Genomic DNA, 16,746 nt, shown 5'->3' with positions numbered 1-16,746 from the left:
CCTCAGTTATTATTGGTTTTAATTAAATCGGACAGATGCAGTGCCTCGCCCGCTTTCTCAGCAAAAGGTTTCTCCTCTGCCAATACGCGCACCTTTTGACCGGGGCGAATTTTTTGCAACCCGTGAGTGACGAGTTTATCGCCGGGGCTCAATCCACTCAGCACTTCCACCGCGCCAGGAAAACGCTCGCCAATGGTAATTTGGCGACGTTCCACTACCGGACCACCTTCCGCTTCTTGCAATACAAACACGAAGTTATTACTCGCCAGGGGCACTAATGCGGATTCAGAAATCACGACTGCATCGCGCGATGCCGCTTTTAAATCCACCAGCATCAACATGCCCTGCTTCAGCTCATGCTGCTTATTATCCAACAACGCACGCACTTTGATTGCTCGGGTTACTTCGTCAATTTGGTTATCAATACTGACTACTTCGCCCTGGAATTCTTTATCACCCAAGTCGCGACTTTTGGCTACAACGGGCAAACCTTTGGCCAGGCTACGCAAATAAATGGCCGGCACGGTGAAGTCCAGTTTCATTTTGGAATCATCGTTCAGGGTAGTAATGGTATTGCCCGGTGACACCAAGGCGCCCACGCTGACTTGACGCAACCCCACTACACCGGAAAACGGCGCTAATAACACCAGATCCTTCAAACGCGATTCGGTCGCGTTGTAGCGCGCACGTGCTGCTTCAAATTCGCGAATACGTTGATCCAGTTCAGATTGCGACGCTGCACCGCGATTAGCCAGTTCACGCACGCGATCCAATTGTTTCTTGGCCTCATCGGTATTGAAGCGCGCCTCTTCCAACAATGCAGATTCTTCACGGCTGGTCATCTCAACCAGTATCTGCCCCTTTTCCACACGTTGACCATCATCAAAATTAATGCGCGTAATTTTTTTAGTTTCATTGGAAGTGAGTGTAATCGTCTCGTTTGCACGCAAACTGCCCAACGCCTCAATAGTGGTAGTTAGTTGTGCCATGCTGGCAGGCTGAACAATGACCTCTGTAGCGCCCTTGGCGGCTGGTGGCTGCGCCAGTGCATTTAATGAGCCCAGTAGCGCGCACAATGCAAAAGGCATAAGAGGTGTACCGCGAGTCCTACACGGTAATGAAAACTTCATAGCTATCTCCCAGGGAAAAGTATCGCGGTCATTTAAATGTTATGTGCACGATACCCGGTAAAGTGAGTGGTTAACTGTATTATTGGATTACTCGTACGTAGCAAGATGAACAAAGGATGTGACGCACACAAGGCCAAGGAACAAATTTAACATTTGTTTACAAAATCAGACGCTTAGCAGCAAATGTGGAGAAAAGGAGGAAGGTGCTCCAGCGATGGGAGCACCTGTTAATCAGGGTTCGCTGGGCACAAACAAAATAGACGCGGAGTTAATGCAATAGCGCAATCCAGTCGGCTCAGGGCCATCGGTGAATACATGCCCCAGATGACAATCGCAATGACGACACACAACTTCTGTGCGATACATGCCGTGACTCCTGTCCAAATGCTCACGAATCGCCGCCTTGTTGACCGGTGCATAAAAACTCGGCCAGCCACAACCCGCATCAAACTTGGTATCGGCCGCAAACAACAGTTCGCCACAGCAGCGGCAGCGGTAATTACCGGGGTTAAATTGCTGCCAATACTCACCGGTAAACGGGCGTTCTGTGCCCTTTTCACGGCAAATCCGATACTGCTCAGGGGTTAATTTTTCACGCCAGTAGTCAGCGCTAAAGTTTTCGTTATCAGCCATAAGGATTTCCTTGACAGATCAACTGGTTAAGGTCGATTATTTGGGCGCTTTTCCACCGCAATCACGCACGACCGCATCCAAGGCATCTTACTGCAAATGAACCCGATTAAGAAATCCGACAAACTCAATGGAGTTTGTTATGACATTCGCGGCCCCGTACTGGAGCACGCCTACCGCCTCGAAGAAGAAGGCCACCGCATTCTTAAACTGAATATTGGCAACCCCGCGCCCTTTGGCTTCGCCGCGCCGGATGAAATTATTCAGGACGTTATTTACAACCTTCCCAACGCGGAAGGTTACACCGCCTCCAAAGGCCTGTTTGCAGCGCGCAAAGCGATTATGCAAGAGTGCCAGCGCATCCAGGTGCCCGGTGTCGATATTGAAGATATTTTCCTCGGCAATGGCGCGAGCGAATTAATCGTGATGGCCATGCAAGCGCTGCTCAATAACGGCGATGAAATTCTGGTACCCGCTCCCGATTACCCACTGTGGACGGCAGCGGTAAATCTCGCAGGTGGCAAAGCCCGTCACTACCTGTGCGATGAGCAATCCGATTGGTTCCCGGATCTGGCTGACATTGAAAGCAAAATCACCGATAAAACCCGCGGTATTGTGGTGATTAACCCCAATAACCCAACCGGTTCGGTTTACAGTCAGGATCTGCTGGAATCATTGGTTGAACTGGCCCGCCGCCACAACCTGATTATTTTTGCCGACGAAATTTACAGCAAGATTCTTTATGACGATGCCGAGTTTATCCCCATGGGCAAACTGGCCCAGGACGTCCTCTGCGTAACCTTCAATGGCCTATCCAAAGCCTATCGCCTCGCCGGCTTCCGCTCCGGCTGGATGGTTATCAGCGGAGCGAAACACCGTGCACGCAGCTATATTGAAGGCTTGGAAATGCTCGCCTCCATGCGCCTCTGCGCCAATGTGCCCGCCATGTATGCGGTACAAACTGCATTGGGTGGCTATCAAAGTATTAACGAATTGATTGTACCGGGCGGACGCCTGCGCGATCAGCGCGATGCCGCACTTAAGGCGCTGGCAGATATTCCCGGCGTGTCTTGTGTTAAACCGCGCGGTGCCATGTACCTGTTCCCCAAAATTGATTTGAATCGCTACAAAATCAAAGATGACCAGCAAATGGTGCTGGACTTTTTGATCCAGGAAAAAGTATTGCTGGTTCAGGGCACCGCTTTTAACTGGCCGAACAGCGATCACTTCCGCATTGTATTCTTGCCGCGTGAAGATGACCTGACCAAAGCCATCAACCGTTTTGGTGATTTCCTGTCGCGCTACTCGCAATAAACACATGCATTGATTACATAAAAAACCAGCCTTGTGCTGGTTTTTTATGTCGCGCTTATGCAGTCGGGATTTTATAGATCAGGAGTTTTAATTGTTGCTCGGGATCTATATCGGGGAAATCCGCATGTGCCTGCAAGCGCTCAATAAATTCAGCCTGCGGACACTGCTCATCAAATTGTTGTTTTAAAAAACCCTCACTCAACTCCGGCGCATTCAAACAGGCCAGCACCAAACCACCCTGTGGCATTAATTCCGGTAGGCGACGAATAACTTTGGCGTAATCTTTCGCGGCGATAAAGCTGCCTTTTTGGTACGACGGCGGGTCGATAATAACCAGATCATAAGGGCCCGGTTTTTTAACGCGGCTCCAGGACTTGAGGATATTTTCGGCCACAAATTCACTGTGGCTTTTTGCCAAACCATTCAACTGATGGTTTGCTCGTCCAAGGTTTAACGCCGCGCTGCTCATATCCACGTTCACCACTTTTTCGGCGCCCGCCGCAATCGCAACCACAGAAAAAGCACAGGTATAGGCAAATAAATTCAGTACACGCCTGTTACTGGCGTGCTGCTCCAGCCACAACCGGCCCGGCTCCATATCCAAAAAATAACCGGCATTTTGCTGCTGGGCCAAATGCAAATTAAACCTTGAGTCACGACGACGCGCATATATCGACTCAGGCAATTCGCCCCAGAGTATTTCGCTGGGTGCTTGCGGCAAATAGCGGCGCTGAACCACCAATACGGTGTGTCCTGGATTAAAGAGTGGTTGGGCTTGCGCAATTAATTGCTCAACCCAAGACTCAGGCGGCTCGGCAAATAATGTAATAAGAATAACGGGCTGAAAAAAATCAACGGTGACAAATTCTAACCCAGGAAAACAGCGACCACGACCATGAAAAACCCTATAACTGTCGATTACCAGTGCGCCCTGCATTTTATCGGCAAGCTGCGCAAGACGATCCAGGATAAGCTGCATCAGGAATCCCCTTCTGCCGCATAACCAACGGGATAGATAATCGTCTCGCGGTAACCGGTAATGACTGGACGGTATCCACCAAACTGTTTATCTAACTGTGGGTCATTGGTATCCACTAATAGAGGTCGCCCATTGAGCGCCAGAATTTTCCCGCGCGCGGCGATGATATGAATATTATCTTTACCTATGCGGCGTAAAATATCGGGCGTGAATTGTTGATTGCCGCGTCCGAGGATATGCCCCTGACCACCAATCGCGGTAATAATCATTTTTACCGGCAGGCTACAATCATCAAGTTGCTGCAGGATCTGCGATGCACTGACATCTACCGCAATTAATTCGTTATTCAACAGCAAATCCACTCCCAACAAACTGCCTTCAAGCCCCAACTGCTGCAAAAATAAATGGGTAGTAGATCCGGGACCAACCAAATAGAGCGTATCCGGTTGAAGTTGGTCAATCATTTCCTGGGCAACATCAAGCTGCGCCAATTCATCGCGCTCAGTGCCCGCATTTTTTACTTGTTGCAGGTATTGCGAATCCTCCGGTACCAATAAGGTGCCATAAAAACGTGCGCGCACTTGTCCATTGCGAAACGCTTCTTCATCGATATCTTTCACATCGCGCTCGGCAATATTAACCAATTGCCCGGTTAACAATTGTTTCAAAATTGCACCCGCCGCTTCAGGGGAAATGGCGTAAACACCGGAGTGCATTTTCACACCGGAAGGCACACCCAGCACCGGCATAGCGGTGCCCACCACATCGGCAATTAAACGTGCAGTGCCATCACCACCGGCGAATAAAATTAAATCTACCTGCGCTTGCATTAACGCGCGCGCTGCTGCACAAGTATCCTCTGGTTCACTCGGAGTATTTTTTGCAGCACCGATGACCTGCACCGCAAAACCCGCATTTTTTGCGGCGCTTTCGCCCATATCACCGGCAAAACACATCACTTGAATCTGCTGGCTTAATTCTGCGATGGTTTCCAGTGTGCGCTGCATGCGTGCGGGCGCACGCTGTTCTGCGCCGAGAGCCAAGGCCTCAGTGCGGATTGCCTCACCATCGGACCCTTTTAAACCAACACTGCCACCAACACCGGCGTAGGGATTAATAATGACACCGAGCTTAAACACAGTTAAATCCTAATACCTGTAACCATTGCTTGTCGGTCTCTGAAAAGCCTGGCAGCGACACCTGATAGTTGTGAAATTCACGGCGCTTGGGGTAATGCTTACGCAAGCCATCAAAACCTTCTGCAAAGTGAGCCTGCCCACTGCGCGCCTGCCGGGCAAGATCGCGCAACCGCGCATCATCGGCGGCAATGTCATAGACTTGTTTAATCAATGATTGGGCAATCTGGAATACGCTGACTTGCGATGCAATGGCATCGTCAATGGTGAGTCGATTGTTTTCCAGCGGCGGAACCAATTGTGTGAGACTTGCCTGCGGCGTTTTGTCCATATGCTTGCACAGCGCCTGATAAATCATGTCTGTGCCGTTTAATTTTCCATCGTAACTGTATCCCGCAATATGCGGGCTACCCAGCAGCACCTTGTCCAATAACTCCAACGAAATATTCGGCTCTGGCTCCCACACATCCAATACCACATTGATATCATCGCGCTCACCCAGTACATCCAATAAAGCTTGATTATCAATCACCGGGCCGCGCCCACAATTAATTAACACAGCCCCGGGTTTTAGTTGTTGCAACTCGGTGCGCCCCAATAAATGAAAACTTGGATGCGCGCCCGCAGTCACCAGCGGTGTATGCATGCTGATCACATCGCAGGCTAGCACTTCATCCAGTGTGGTTAAGTCAGGATTTTGGGCAAGGCTGAGGTTGGGGTCATAACAGCGCACCTTCACACCTTGCGCTTTCAGTCGTTGATACAACAATCCACCCACATTGCCGCAACCAATAATGCCGAATGTCACGGGCAGCCAATTAATATTCAAATGGCACAGCGCTGCGTAAACATATTCAACGACTGAATTGGCATTGCAGCCCGGCGCGCTCGACCACGCAATCGCATTCTCATCAAGATACTGCTGATCCAGGTGATCCACACCAATGGTGCAGGTGCCGACAAACTTCACCTTGCTACCCGCTAACAAGGCTGAATTCACTTGGGTTACCGAACGCACAATCAACGCATCTGCCTCTTTTACATCTGCCGCAGTCATGTTGCGGCCCGGCAAACGAATGACTTGCGCAAGGGGGCTAAAAAAAGCATCGACCAGTGGGATATTTTCATCCGCAACTATTTTCATAAAAGCTCACTTATCGGAAACCTCAGGTTATAGATTTGTGTTGATTAAAAATCAGCCTGACAGATTTCTATGGAATAAAATTTTTACCCATAGCAGTTGTGCTTTGGGGATTTAGCATATACCTTATATAGTGATGGTGACTTTAAAACCATCGTCTGGGTACCGCTGTAAAGCGGCGACTCGCCTCACTTTAGGGGGTGGTATTATGAAGACCTCGCACACTGGCCACAACATGGATAATGTGGTTGATCTCTTCACGAAGAAGACTTACTCCGCGCTTCACGACGAGCGTTTTATCCGCCTCGCGCCAGAATTGGACGGGCTGGAAATGCTCTACTCCAACGATACCAGCTCCGAAAAGCTCTACAGCCTTAAAATTCTTTGCTGGGGCCTGCGCGCCAACGGCGATGTGGTTGGGCTTGTACCTTGGTTAAACGATATAGTCCCCTGCCCCGATCTGTGCGACCCACTGAACGGACACTGGGAAGGCTATTACGATCCGGGTATTGACGAACTCTTCTTTGAAGCGCCGATGCATAAAGTGATTGAGCTGGAAACAGCGGCGGAATACTACGAAGTTGAGTGCGAAAGCGGCGATGATGTTATTCAGGAGTTGCCCGATACCATTGGTACCCATGCGGTATTAGCAATCCCGGATAGCAAACGCCTGGCATTGGTTGAGGTTGTCAGTTGGAGCTTGCACTACGATGGCAGTGTATACGCCATGATCAGTGACCCAGCCAAAGTGGTGAGTACACCGGTGTTACCGGGGGATGAATCACTTTACGAAGCCCAAGCCAGTGAAAATTTCCGCTATTTCTTCCAGCATCAAATCGCCAACAAGATCAAAGCGGAAGACCCTGAAGCCATGGCAGCCATCTCACTATTAGTTGATGGCTTGCAGTAATTGTAAGCTGTTCAAAAAAGCGCCGCATCTGCGGCGTTTTTTTATTGCGCAATACTCCAACATCGCAGGATGTATAACCAAAACGATACAAAAAATAATTTTCTACGTTTTACGAATATAAAAAATATAATTTTTCTCTGTTTGAGTTTGCTCAACCAATTCATGCCCCAAAAATAAACAAAACTTGGGAATATCGCGCAGCGTGGATGGATCTGTCGAAATAACTTCGATCAGACAACCTGAATCTGTCTCGCGCATGATTTTGTGCAACATCATTACCGGCTCAGGGCACAGCAAACCGCTCGCATCTAAAGTTTTATCAATTTTCAAATTCATAGTTTTAAATCGTCTATAAATACACAAACGAATAGTAGCGGAGTTGCTATGCTATCGATAATGGAAAAACGTGTAGGAGAATCGTTCACTACCGAGGAACCCCGTTCGATGTCTCGGAAATCAGCAGTAGATTATATGCCCACTGACTTTTTTAGCCGCCAAGCGCTTGAGCTTACATTTCGCTTGCTGCGCAATAATCACCCACTTTTGGCTCATGCAGTCAAGCAGGCGATAGATACAATACCCAATGTTTCTTACGAAGACTTACACTCTGCCTATACCGGAGAAATGCTGCTCAACGCGCAATTATTGGATTCACTCAAAGCACATAACCTTGGCAAAATAGTATCGGTATTAACCGAGATTGGCGAGAGTGCACTGCGCGATAAAAATGTCCCTCCCAGCCACATGACATTACTACGCACCTTGATTGAGGATTGGGTACAACTCACCGAGTGGGTGCTGCAACACACTGCAGCAGATCAAAGTGATCGCACCTCTTATCACTGATCCGGCCACATGATGTACCACGCACCAAGTGTCAGGTTAATGGGCGGTGCCATTTCCATCGCCCATTAATCTAACGATCAATAAACACGCAAATATCCCGTTACCTCTTCACGATCGTGATACAGCTGCTTGAATTGGATATCCAACTTAAACCCTGCTTTTTCCAATTCCGCACGAATACGCTCCTCGCATTTTTTCACTTCGGCATAGCGTTGCTTCATGGGCAGCTTCAAATTAAAAATAGCTTCGCGACAGTGTTTTTTAGTAAACCAACGAATAATCATGCTGGTGACACGCGCGGGTTTATCCACAATATCGCACACCAACCAATGCACAGGCTTTTTAGGTTCGTATAAAAAACCATCGGTCAAAATGTGCAGAACCTGCCCGGTCTCCAGCAAGCTTTTTTCCATTGGCCCATTATCAACAGCCTCTACATACATACCGCGTTGCACCAGTTGCCAAGTCCAGCCACCCGGTGCCGCCCCCAAATCAACCGCACGCATTCCCGATGTCAAGCGAATATCCCACTCATCTGCGGGAATAAAGTGGTGCCAGGCTTCTTCCAGCTTCAAGGTTGCACGGCTTGGTGCCTCTTTTGGCAAACGCAAACGTGCAATTCCCATGGGCCACTGCGATGAATTGGCGATAGGGCTAACACCTATATAGGCTTGGGTACCGGAGATAAAAACCAAATGTAGGCGCAACGGGCTTTTGGCAAAAAACGATTGTTGGGCGCGCAGGGCTTTTTCGAGCGGTGCAACAATCTTTTTGCTCAACCCCGATAATTCCTTACCTTCATTGGTATCAACTGTTTCAATGATTAATTCACTGGTTTTAGGTAGCGCAGCGGTAGCTTCACACAGCGGCGTTACACGATCCGTAACCGGCAAGTTATCGATCAGCCCTGCACAGGCAAACCACTGGCGGGTAAAAATTAATTGGCGAAAACCTGACATGCGAATAATATTTTCAGCACCATCAGGCTCGTGGGTGATGAATAGCACATAGGCGCTGTTATCTTTGGTTTTACTGTAACCATAGATACCCAACCCAGCGGCTATATCGGAAATTTCTGCCGCACATTCTTTTTCAAATCCGGCACGGCAATGTAAAAATAAATGATTCACAATATTCTCAATATAAATAGTAAAAAATTAATCGACAGTGTTGTTCTGTTGCACAAGTTCTGCATCGCGACGCGTCAGTAAGCTGGCAGACTCGGTTGTAAAATCAAACACCACTACGACTTCGCGTCGCTTTAATAACTGCTTAACCTGATCCACCTTAGTATTGAGCGACACTTCCTCTACCCCGTAATCAGTGCCTTCGCGGGTAATAAACTCCTCTATCAATCCTTGCAGAGCATCGCTCGATAATTGTTCATAGGGAATAATCATCTGCTTGTCTCGCTGTAAAAATGCTGGCTCACACATAACTTGTTCACTGGCAACAAGCGGAGTAACCTTGATATTTCAATAAGTAACTAATAAGGAATCACTGTGAATACACAACTTGTATTAACTGTTATCTGCGACGATCGCCCTGGCGTGGTTGAGCTGCTGGCTCACACCATTAGCCAACACCATGGCAATTGGCTGGAAAGCCGTATGGCGCATTTGGCTGGCAAATTCGCGGGGATCTTGCAGGTAGCGGTCAGCGATGCACATCAAGCGGAGCTGCGTACCGCCCTGAGTCAACTGGCAGACAAAGGCCTTAAAATCGTTATCGAGGATGCTATTACCATCAGCAAACCCGACTGCCGTGAATTCAGCTTCAGTGTTGTCGGCAATGATCGGCCCGGCATAGTACGCGAAATCGCGCAAGCCTTCGCCGCTCGCCATATTAACATGGGTGAGCTGGAAACGGCGTGTTCCAGTATGCCTTGGTCCGGTGAGCCGCTGTTTGAGGCAACCGGCGTGATTGAAGTCCCCAAGGCAGTGGATATGAATGAGCTTTACGATTATTTGGATAAGATTGCCGATGAGCTGGCCGTTGATATACGCCTGGAATCGTCCACTGAGCGATAATTGATGGACTGAGGATTACTGGCAGCAACAGGCTGCCATTTTTATAGGGCGACAAACAACACAGTGCACGAGCAGTAAATACTAATCGTGCTTGTGCTTTTTTAGCACGGCATTGAATTTTTCAAGCTCAATATTGATCGCTTTGGTGGATATGTTGACTTCATAAAACGAAAACAACAGAGACAACACCAACAGCAATAAACTTGCCGCAAACAAATACATGCCCGCCACCTGAAACGCCAACAACAGCGAAAACATAGACAAGGTGCAAAACACAAATGACAGCACCCCAAACGCCTGCATTAAACGAATCACTGTCATACGTATACGCAAGTTTTCAATTTGACGGATCACCAAATCTTTGGAAGGCGCATTTTCCATACTGCTGAGTTGGCGAATCACATTAGCTAAAGTAACAAATCGATTGGTGTAAGCAAGCATCAACAATGAGATAGCCGGGAACAATAAACTGGGAGTGGTAATGGTCATTTCCATAAAAATACGCTTGAAAAACCTCAATTAATTAAAAATTTCACGCCAATAAATAATGCGGTCATGACCGCGATAGTCGCCAAACCCAATATTTGCCCTTATCCTGCAATCGGTTTTTTCAGTTTCCGGTATACCCGATGAACACTCAGCATTGGTTGGCACTTTTCCGCTAGTGTTCCAATCAAACCGCAGCCAGGGTGTGCTTGTTAAATCCACACTGACAACAAAACTTCCCACCACCTCAGCACCTGGAGCGGAGAAAAAATGATTGGCATCGCCATTAGTGAAATTAATATCCGTTGCACTCATAGCACCATAATTACCGGTAGTAGAACCACCGTTAAGCCCAACGGTCAAATTGGCCGGATCTAAAATATTCTTGTCGTTATAGGTCACTGTACTGCGAAGAATTTGCGTGCAATTATCATCCAGATTTCTTACAAATCGATTGCCAATCCAGTGTTCGGTGAAAAACTTCACCGGCAAATTAGCAGCACCAGAACCAAAGGCGTCATCCAGGCGTAAGCGACCATAGCGCAAATTGAGTGGCATTGCATTTAATTTAACTGCCGTGCAACCAGCGCCTGAACAAGTGTCTGTGGTAAGCGCATTCATATTTTTTGCTTTTAGTTCACGTGCATCAAAGCTATCGGTCAGTGTTAAACCAACATTCAAATCAGCAAAAGGGCCGTCAGGCACTGTCGCACGGGAAAAGGTCGCATTAGTCCCGACCTGCAAGCGACCTGACGCCCAGTTTTTTGTTGCTGTTTCAATAAAACGAGGGCCCAACACTGCTCCATTCGCTGCATTGGCATTTTCCGCTACATAGCCCAGCGTTGGTAACGTGCCGTAGCTTGCACCATAATTGCTGACAACAGCCCCATCCGCATCCTCTGCCTGCAATACATAATTCAGGGGCAGTGCCTCCTGAGACATGTAAGAAAATGTGTTATTACAGCTATTGGCAAGCGAGGCGGATGCCAATGCGAAACGATCAGGGTAGAAGCGCCCTAGTGTATCGCTCACCACGTAAGTTGGCGCACCTGCGCCCAGATAATCGTTGTCAGCCAATTCCGGGCGCAGTGTCAAACTGCCTACCTGCTTCCAACGTAGATTATTATTTTCAAAACTGCCTTGGGGGGTCGTGACACCAAAACTTCCCGCTGTGCCATTAAGGAGTGGCGTTAATGTGGTACCGGCCCCCACAGGATGCACGAGGGCAAATTCTTTTAATAAAATATTATTTTCACTTGCCGTCTCTCGCCCAAAATTCGGAGTGGGTTGTTGATTGGCATTTTGCGCTTGTACAACAACCCGAAATGCTTCGCCAGCAGCAACAAAGCCGGCAGCAGCTCCCGCTTCATTGGTTTTGCCGGGATTGCTGGTGCCATTGGATTTCTGTACCAGACTCACGGCCAGCCTATCGGGTTTAACCACAAAATTATCACTGCTGCCACGCAGGGTAATCGCCGGGTTATTACCCGATGTGGTCAGTGGTAGCGATGCATGCAAACGGATTTGCCCGACATCACTGTAAGTAAAAGGAATGGGGGCCTCACCATTGTTATTAAACGTCAATGACACCGGGGTGAAATTGCTACTGCTGGATTGGTTATTGGCTGCGATGGAAGCGCCCTGCAACGTCAGGGTTTGATTCGCAACACAGGTGGCTGGGTTGACGCACTCATAACCCACATTGACCGTACGTGTTCCAGTTACCCGCGCTTCACAGGCGCCAGTGTCTGTGTTGGTTCTGATCGAACGCAATACCGGTGTCGTCGCCGTCACACCTGCACGCTGATTAGCAATAGGGAGATTGCTATTGGATGCGTTATAAAACTTCAAACCCGTATTTAAAAAACTGATTGACGGGTCTCGCCCCGGATCTTCTACGGCAGCACCGTCGGTTACATTGATATTCAATATTGCTGCTGTCGTTTGACGTAAATAGGCGATAAATGAAGATTCTGTACCCGAAAATATATAGGAAGAGGAAACCCAGCTCCCGGTTGCCGGTGCCGTGGAGAGATCGACTTTTGTGCCACTCTCCGGTGCTACCAATGTGCCCGCTGCATCGTAGGCGCTAATGGTAATTGGCTCTGCCATGCAGGTTATTCCACTGCCACTGTGCGATATGCCGTAGTGATGTACTTTTGCAGGACAACCGGAAACTGGCAGGAAACTGGAATCGCCCGGGCGTCGCCAACGCAGTGATGCAACCGCATAACCACCGCGTTCGTAAAACTCCATACGCAGGGGATAAGTTTGTCCTGCAGTGAGAGTAATGGCCGCACTGGTATCGGTAGTGACCGAATGATCCGTCCAATTATTAATAATCTGTTGATTGTTGACCCAGAGCCGAACCCCATCATCACTGAGGGTTTGAAATTGATAACTGCCAGTCACATCGACTTTGAGTGTCGCATTCCAACGCACGGAAAAATCGTCACTACCCACACCAGCAACACCCGGCCCACCGGTTCCCCAGTCAAAATCAATAATGTTGTCCTGACGCGTAGCCGCAGGAGAGCCGGATAAACTGTTGTTATTAAAATATTGCCCGGTAGCACTGCCCACAAAACCATTGTTGCAGTTTGCTACAGGTACTTCGCAATAATTAGCCGTGCTGTAGTTTGGATCTGCCGCTGTGCCCAGGGTGGTAAAGGTTGCCGAGCCGGGAGTACTCCACAGCAACCGAATTACTGCCTGGCCATTATTTTCGTAGTATTCCAAACGAACGTCGTAAGCGTATCCCGCTTGCAATGCAACAGTTGCGCTGGTATCAGTCGTAGCACCATGATCGCCCCAATTATTAATAATTAGCTGATTGTTAATCCACAACCTGACGCCATCATCAGAAACGGTTTGAAAGCGGTAATTGCCTGTTGCAGGTGCACGCAATCGCCCGGTCCATCGCACTGAAAACTGATTGCTATTCACACCGCTCACGCCCGATGAACCAGCCCCCCAATCAAAATCTACACTGGTATCAACACGCGTACCAACAGGATTGCCTGACAAATTAATATTGTTGTAGTGACTGCCGGTAAGTCCGCCAAGCAACCCGGTTGTACACACAGGCGGAGCAGAATTACAGGCATTAGCTGGCGTAGAATTGGGTAAACATGTTCCGTAAACCGTACCACTATTTGTTACATTAACAGTGGAGTAGCTGGGTGCCGTTAAACTTCCATGAACGATTGAATTATTCACAGTAATCGGCCCACTATTACTGCTAATAGTGATGGATGAAGAAGCCGATCCCAATTGGCTACCATTTTGAATAGTGACAGTACTCGCCCCTGAAATACTGCCGGACGTCATTGTCACGCCGCTCATGGTGAGCTGATTGTTGGATGTCATCACAAAACTGCCGGCAAGTGTACCGCCAGTAAAACTCATACCGGATTGCGCTTGTGCACCACCACTTAAATTAGTGCCGTTAGTAGTGATCGTATTGTTATTGCTGGTTACTTTTCCGCTGACACTGCCACCGCTTAAATTGATATTACCACCGGTTGTAATAGTGCCTGTTACTGTGGTGTTGGTTAAAGAGATAGTGCCGCTACCACTGGAGATAGAACCAAAAACCGAGTTGGTATTGGACGATTGGATGGAGCCATAACTGGAGACCAGATTAATATTGTTGGCCGTAGAACCAATCGTATTATTGTTTAGAGAAAAACCATCGTTTGCGGAAATAGTAATTGTTGTATTAGCGGTGAGCACATCGCCGTTTGCCAGCGAAACGCGGCCATTACCAGTACAGGTATAAGTTGTGCCGGAAACACTCCAACTGGTATTACAGGGTGGATATTGCCCATTGCTCAGATTATAAGTGGCAGCATAACTTAGGCTTGAAAAGCCGAATGCCAGCAAAAGTAACGCGTAATAGCGCCCTACTCTTTTCCAGGTCAGCAGTGCGATAGCAATCAAAAAATTCATTACTCCTGCTCCATATAAGCACCCGCCTGAATAGTGCGCTCTGCACGATATTCATGCTGCCCGCAAGCAGCAATGCTGGTGATGGTATAAAAGCTCGTCAGCACATCAATTGCCGGTGCAGGTGTGTAGTTTGTAGTAGTCGCAGGTGCGCAATCATTGCCATTTCGGTAACGGCAGCTACAGCTAACCGTCACAGTGCAAGTACTCAGACCCGCCACACCGCTATAGCTTGGACTAAGATTCATATTCGCACATACAGCATCTGCTGCCTGACGGTTGTTATTCACATCGAAGAATAAGGCTTTCATCCCGCGTTGGGCGCCACTCTCTGCGGCATAAAAGCTTTGCAAGCTAATTAACTCTTGCACAGCAGCACTTTGTGTTTGTGTGGCTGTACGGGAAATAGTCAGCGCTAACACACTCATTACCACAATAATAAATAGCGCCAGCGGTAACAAAAAACCGCGCTGGGAATTGAGTGGCTGTAGTAGTGGTGTATTAGGGAACATTGCGAATAAAAACCCGCTGGGTGTAATTAATGGTTTCCCCCCCCTTGGAGTAATCCAAGGTGATGGTAACCAGCGCGTTGCGATTCTCTGCACCGCTGGCAAGCACAAATGGATCAGTACCATCAACCACAGCAACACCACGCGCAAGAATGTCGAACCCGCTGCTGAGATTAACACCGTCCTCCTGTGGTTCTATGCCGCTATAAAAACGCAATTCATTACCCACAACACAAAACGCCTGGGCGTTATCCAACAAATAAAAACGTTTACTGATGGAGTTTCGTTGCCATTGTTTTGCTGCGGACAATTGTAAATTGCCAGCCACATAATTAACGTAGCCTGCCAAGGACACAGGAGATGCACCATAAATCTCACCACTACTCATCGCACCAATAGCAACGTGGCGAGCACTACCAAAATCCACCGCAACAGGCGATGCAAGAATAGTTGAAGAACCACCCTGTTCATTTTGTCGGTCAGGTACGGAGTTGAAATAATTGCCACCTGCCGCGATGGGCATAAATTGTAAGCACTGACCCGCATTTGTTGTGCGCACAGAATGGGGTAATGCGCCGCGCAATTGGCGGGTCATGCGCTCAATAGATTGCCGCGCCGTATTCACCAATAGTGCGCGGGTTTGGGTGCTCTGGTAGGACTCGGTTGCACGCACAACAAAGCCAACACCGATTGCAGCGATGATTGATAAAATCACCATCACCGCCACTAGCTCAACCAAGGTAAACCCGCGCTGCCCAGCGATGCGGGCTGGCTCTATCACACCAGACGCATGCTGCATTGCTGCATTGCCGGTACGCATTAAAAATTTGCTCGCTCTGCAGATAATAAAAACGTTTCACCCGTCGGCGTGGTGACACTCACCGTCACCAACTTAATATTGTTCGCCGTTGTTACGCTCACACTGCGCCGATAGCCGGTGTATGGCTCATCGTTAAAATTGTGGTAATCATCTACATCATCCATATTGCCATCAGGCGCGTTGGTGCATGTATTACGGCAAGCGGGAATACCACCAACGGGAGTGGCAGCGTCATATCTAAGGGCGATAACTTCATCCAACAGGGATTGTGCAGATTCCAAGGCACGCAAACGAATCACAGGATCGGCATTATTAATGGTCGCCTGGCGATAAACACCGACCAACGCTATTAGCGCGATACTGACAACCACCATAAATACAATCAGCTCAATAAGGCTGACACCCCGAGGAATCGATTTAGTTGGCGTAGGCATAACCACTGGCCTCCACCTGAATGACGGCGGATGTTCCTGCCGTATTACCGGAACCGGTGAGCGTAATGCTATTTGCCGTTGTGCGACCTAATTTGTCGAACACAAAGGTGGCTGGAGTTGCGCTTACCCCTTGTGGTAAAGCAAGCGGATAGTAATCAGCAGCAACCCGAATAGGCTGGCCATTCTCTGTAACACTGACTGAATGAGTGGTTAGTTGGAGCACTATATTGCCACCACTGCTACGCATCATGGCTGTTTGCTGCGCAAAAAATAAAGCCGCGATGATGTCATCGCGGCCTGATTGTACTGCAGCTGTGCTAACAGGGCCCAAGCGTGAAAAAAGCGTGACAGAAAGAATACCGAGCAAAATCATTACGGTAATTAATTCAAGGAGCGAAAAACCTTGCTCTGCTTTTTTCATTATGGGCAGTAA

18 protein-coding genes are annotated in these 16,746 nt (G+C 48.4%); 4 read left to right on the top strand and 14 right to left on the bottom strand.

The window, feature by feature from the left end:
- Positions 1-2: 2 nt before the first annotated feature.
- Together B0D95_RS02650 and msrB are read right to left on the bottom strand one after the other, a co-directional pair.
- Positions 3-1,088: an efflux RND transporter periplasmic adaptor subunit gene (locus tag B0D95_RS02650; protein WP_078042446.1), complete on the bottom strand. Its 1,086-nt coding sequence runs from the start codon at positions 1,086-1,088 to the stop codon at positions 3-5.
- Between the two features lie 273 nt (positions 1,089-1,361).
- Complete coding sequence (gene msrB, locus B0D95_RS02645; protein WP_078042444.1) at positions 1,362-1,763, bottom strand: peptide-methionine (R)-S-oxide reductase MsrB; 402 nt, start codon at positions 1,761-1,763, stop codon at positions 1,362-1,364.
- Positions 1,764-1,859: 96 nt separating this feature from the next.
- Here msrB and B0D95_RS02640 point away from each other — a divergent pair, with 96 nt between their 5' ends.
- A complete protein-coding gene (locus tag B0D95_RS02640) occupies positions 1,860-3,074 on the top strand; it encodes a pyridoxal phosphate-dependent aminotransferase (RefSeq protein WP_078042442.1) in 1,215 nt (404 codons plus the stop codon).
- Positions 3,075-3,129: 55 nt separating this feature from the next.
- On the opposite strand, the gene B0D95_RS02635 is transcribed toward B0D95_RS02640, so the two are convergent.
- From B0D95_RS02635 to B0D95_RS02625, 3 genes are read right to left on the bottom strand one after another with little or no spacing between them, the layout of a single operon-like run.
- Positions 3,130-4,053 (bottom strand): class I SAM-dependent methyltransferase, encoded by a 924-nt coding sequence (locus tag B0D95_RS02635; protein WP_078042441.1) that lies wholly within the window; start codon positions 4,051-4,053, stop codon positions 3,130-3,132.
- A complete protein-coding gene (locus B0D95_RS02630) occupies positions 4,053-5,192 on the bottom strand; it encodes an ATP-NAD kinase family protein (RefSeq protein ID WP_078042440.1) in 1,140 nt (379 codons plus the stop codon). The genes B0D95_RS02635 and B0D95_RS02630 overlap by 1 nt, the downstream gene beginning before the upstream one ends.
- Complete coding sequence (locus B0D95_RS02625; RefSeq protein ID WP_078042439.1) at positions 5,185-6,333, bottom strand: 4-phosphoerythronate dehydrogenase; 1,149 nt, start codon at positions 6,331-6,333, stop codon at positions 5,185-5,187. The genes B0D95_RS02630 and B0D95_RS02625 overlap by 8 nt, the downstream gene beginning before the upstream one ends.
- Before the next feature lie 205 nt (positions 6,334-6,538).
- Between B0D95_RS02625 and B0D95_RS02620 the strand changes: the two genes are divergently transcribed.
- A complete protein-coding gene (locus B0D95_RS02620) occupies positions 6,539-7,240 on the top strand; it encodes a hypothetical protein (protein WP_078042438.1) in 702 nt (233 codons plus the stop codon).
- A gap of 102 nt (positions 7,241-7,342) precedes the next feature.
- On the opposite strand, the gene tusA is transcribed toward B0D95_RS02620, so the two are convergent.
- On the bottom strand, positions 7,343-7,576 hold the full coding sequence (gene tusA, locus B0D95_RS02615) for a sulfurtransferase TusA (protein WP_078042436.1): 234 nt from the start codon (positions 7,574-7,576) through the stop codon (positions 7,343-7,345).
- A 108-nt stretch (positions 7,577-7,684) separates the two neighbouring features.
- Here tusA and B0D95_RS02610 point away from each other — a divergent pair, with 108 nt between their 5' ends.
- Positions 7,685-8,086: a hypothetical protein gene (locus B0D95_RS02610; protein WP_246841706.1), complete on the top strand. Its 402-nt coding sequence runs from the start codon at positions 7,685-7,687 to the stop codon at positions 8,084-8,086.
- A 77-nt stretch (positions 8,087-8,163) separates the two neighbouring features.
- Here B0D95_RS02610 and rlmM read toward each other — a convergent pair whose 3' ends face one another.
- Positions 8,164-9,216, bottom strand: coding sequence for a 23S rRNA (cytidine(2498)-2'-O)-methyltransferase RlmM (gene rlmM, locus B0D95_RS02605; RefSeq protein ID WP_078042435.1), 1,053 nt, complete (start codon positions 9,214-9,216; stop codon positions 8,164-8,166).
- A 27-nt stretch (positions 9,217-9,243) separates the two neighbouring features.
- Positions 9,244-9,522, bottom strand: coding sequence for a YheU family protein (locus B0D95_RS02600; RefSeq protein WP_244904710.1), 279 nt, complete (start codon positions 9,520-9,522; stop codon positions 9,244-9,246).
- Positions 9,523-9,588: 66 nt separating this feature from the next.
- Here B0D95_RS02600 and B0D95_RS02595 point away from each other — a divergent pair, with 66 nt between their 5' ends.
- A complete protein-coding gene (locus tag B0D95_RS02595) occupies positions 9,589-10,116 on the top strand; it encodes a glycine cleavage system protein R (protein ID WP_078042434.1) in 528 nt (175 codons plus the stop codon).
- An 81-nt stretch (positions 10,117-10,197) separates the two neighbouring features.
- Here the strand turns inward: B0D95_RS02595 and B0D95_RS02590 are convergent, their stop codons facing one another.
- Genes B0D95_RS02590 through B0D95_RS02565 form a run of 6 tightly spaced genes read right to left on the bottom strand, consistent with a single transcriptional unit; the run spans position 10,198 to position 16,734 of the window.
- Complete coding sequence (locus tag B0D95_RS02590) at positions 10,198-10,611, bottom strand: DUF2721 domain-containing protein (protein WP_078042433.1); 414 nt, start codon at positions 10,609-10,611, stop codon at positions 10,198-10,200.
- 24 nt (positions 10,612-10,635) lie between these two features.
- Positions 10,636-14,553, bottom strand: a complete 3,918-nt coding sequence (locus B0D95_RS02585; protein WP_078042432.1) for a DUF6701 domain-containing protein — start codon at positions 14,551-14,553, stop codon at positions 10,636-10,638.
- Complete coding sequence (locus B0D95_RS02580; protein WP_078042431.1) at positions 14,553-15,062, bottom strand: pilus assembly PilX N-terminal domain-containing protein; 510 nt, start codon at positions 15,060-15,062, stop codon at positions 14,553-14,555. The genes B0D95_RS02585 and B0D95_RS02580 overlap by 1 nt, the downstream gene beginning before the upstream one ends.
- Positions 15,052-15,858, bottom strand: coding sequence for a type II secretion system protein (locus B0D95_RS02575; protein ID WP_371453621.1), 807 nt, complete (start codon positions 15,856-15,858; stop codon positions 15,052-15,054). The genes B0D95_RS02580 and B0D95_RS02575 overlap by 11 nt, the downstream gene beginning before the upstream one ends.
- 20 nt (positions 15,859-15,878) lie before the next feature.
- Positions 15,879-16,313 (bottom strand): MSHA biogenesis protein MshD, encoded by a 435-nt coding sequence (locus B0D95_RS02570; protein ID WP_078042429.1) that lies wholly within the window; start codon positions 16,311-16,313, stop codon positions 15,879-15,881.
- Positions 16,297-16,734 carry a type II secretion system protein gene (locus tag B0D95_RS02565; RefSeq protein ID WP_078042428.1) on the bottom strand — a complete coding sequence of 146 codons (438 nt, stop codon included), beginning with the start codon at positions 16,732-16,734 and terminating at the stop codon, positions 16,297-16,299. Before B0D95_RS02565 ends, B0D95_RS02570 begins: the two co-directional genes overlap by 17 nt.
- Positions 16,735-16,746 lie beyond the last annotated feature (12 nt).

It is taken from the genome of Cellvibrio sp. PSBB023 (genome assembly GCF_002007605.1).
In the GTDB taxonomy this organism is placed as follows: Bacteria; Pseudomonadota; Gammaproteobacteria; order Pseudomonadales; family Cellvibrionaceae; genus Cellvibrio.
The sequence above is the reverse complement of the archived record's forward strand: the minus strand, read 5'-3'. Positions and strand labels throughout refer to the sequence as shown.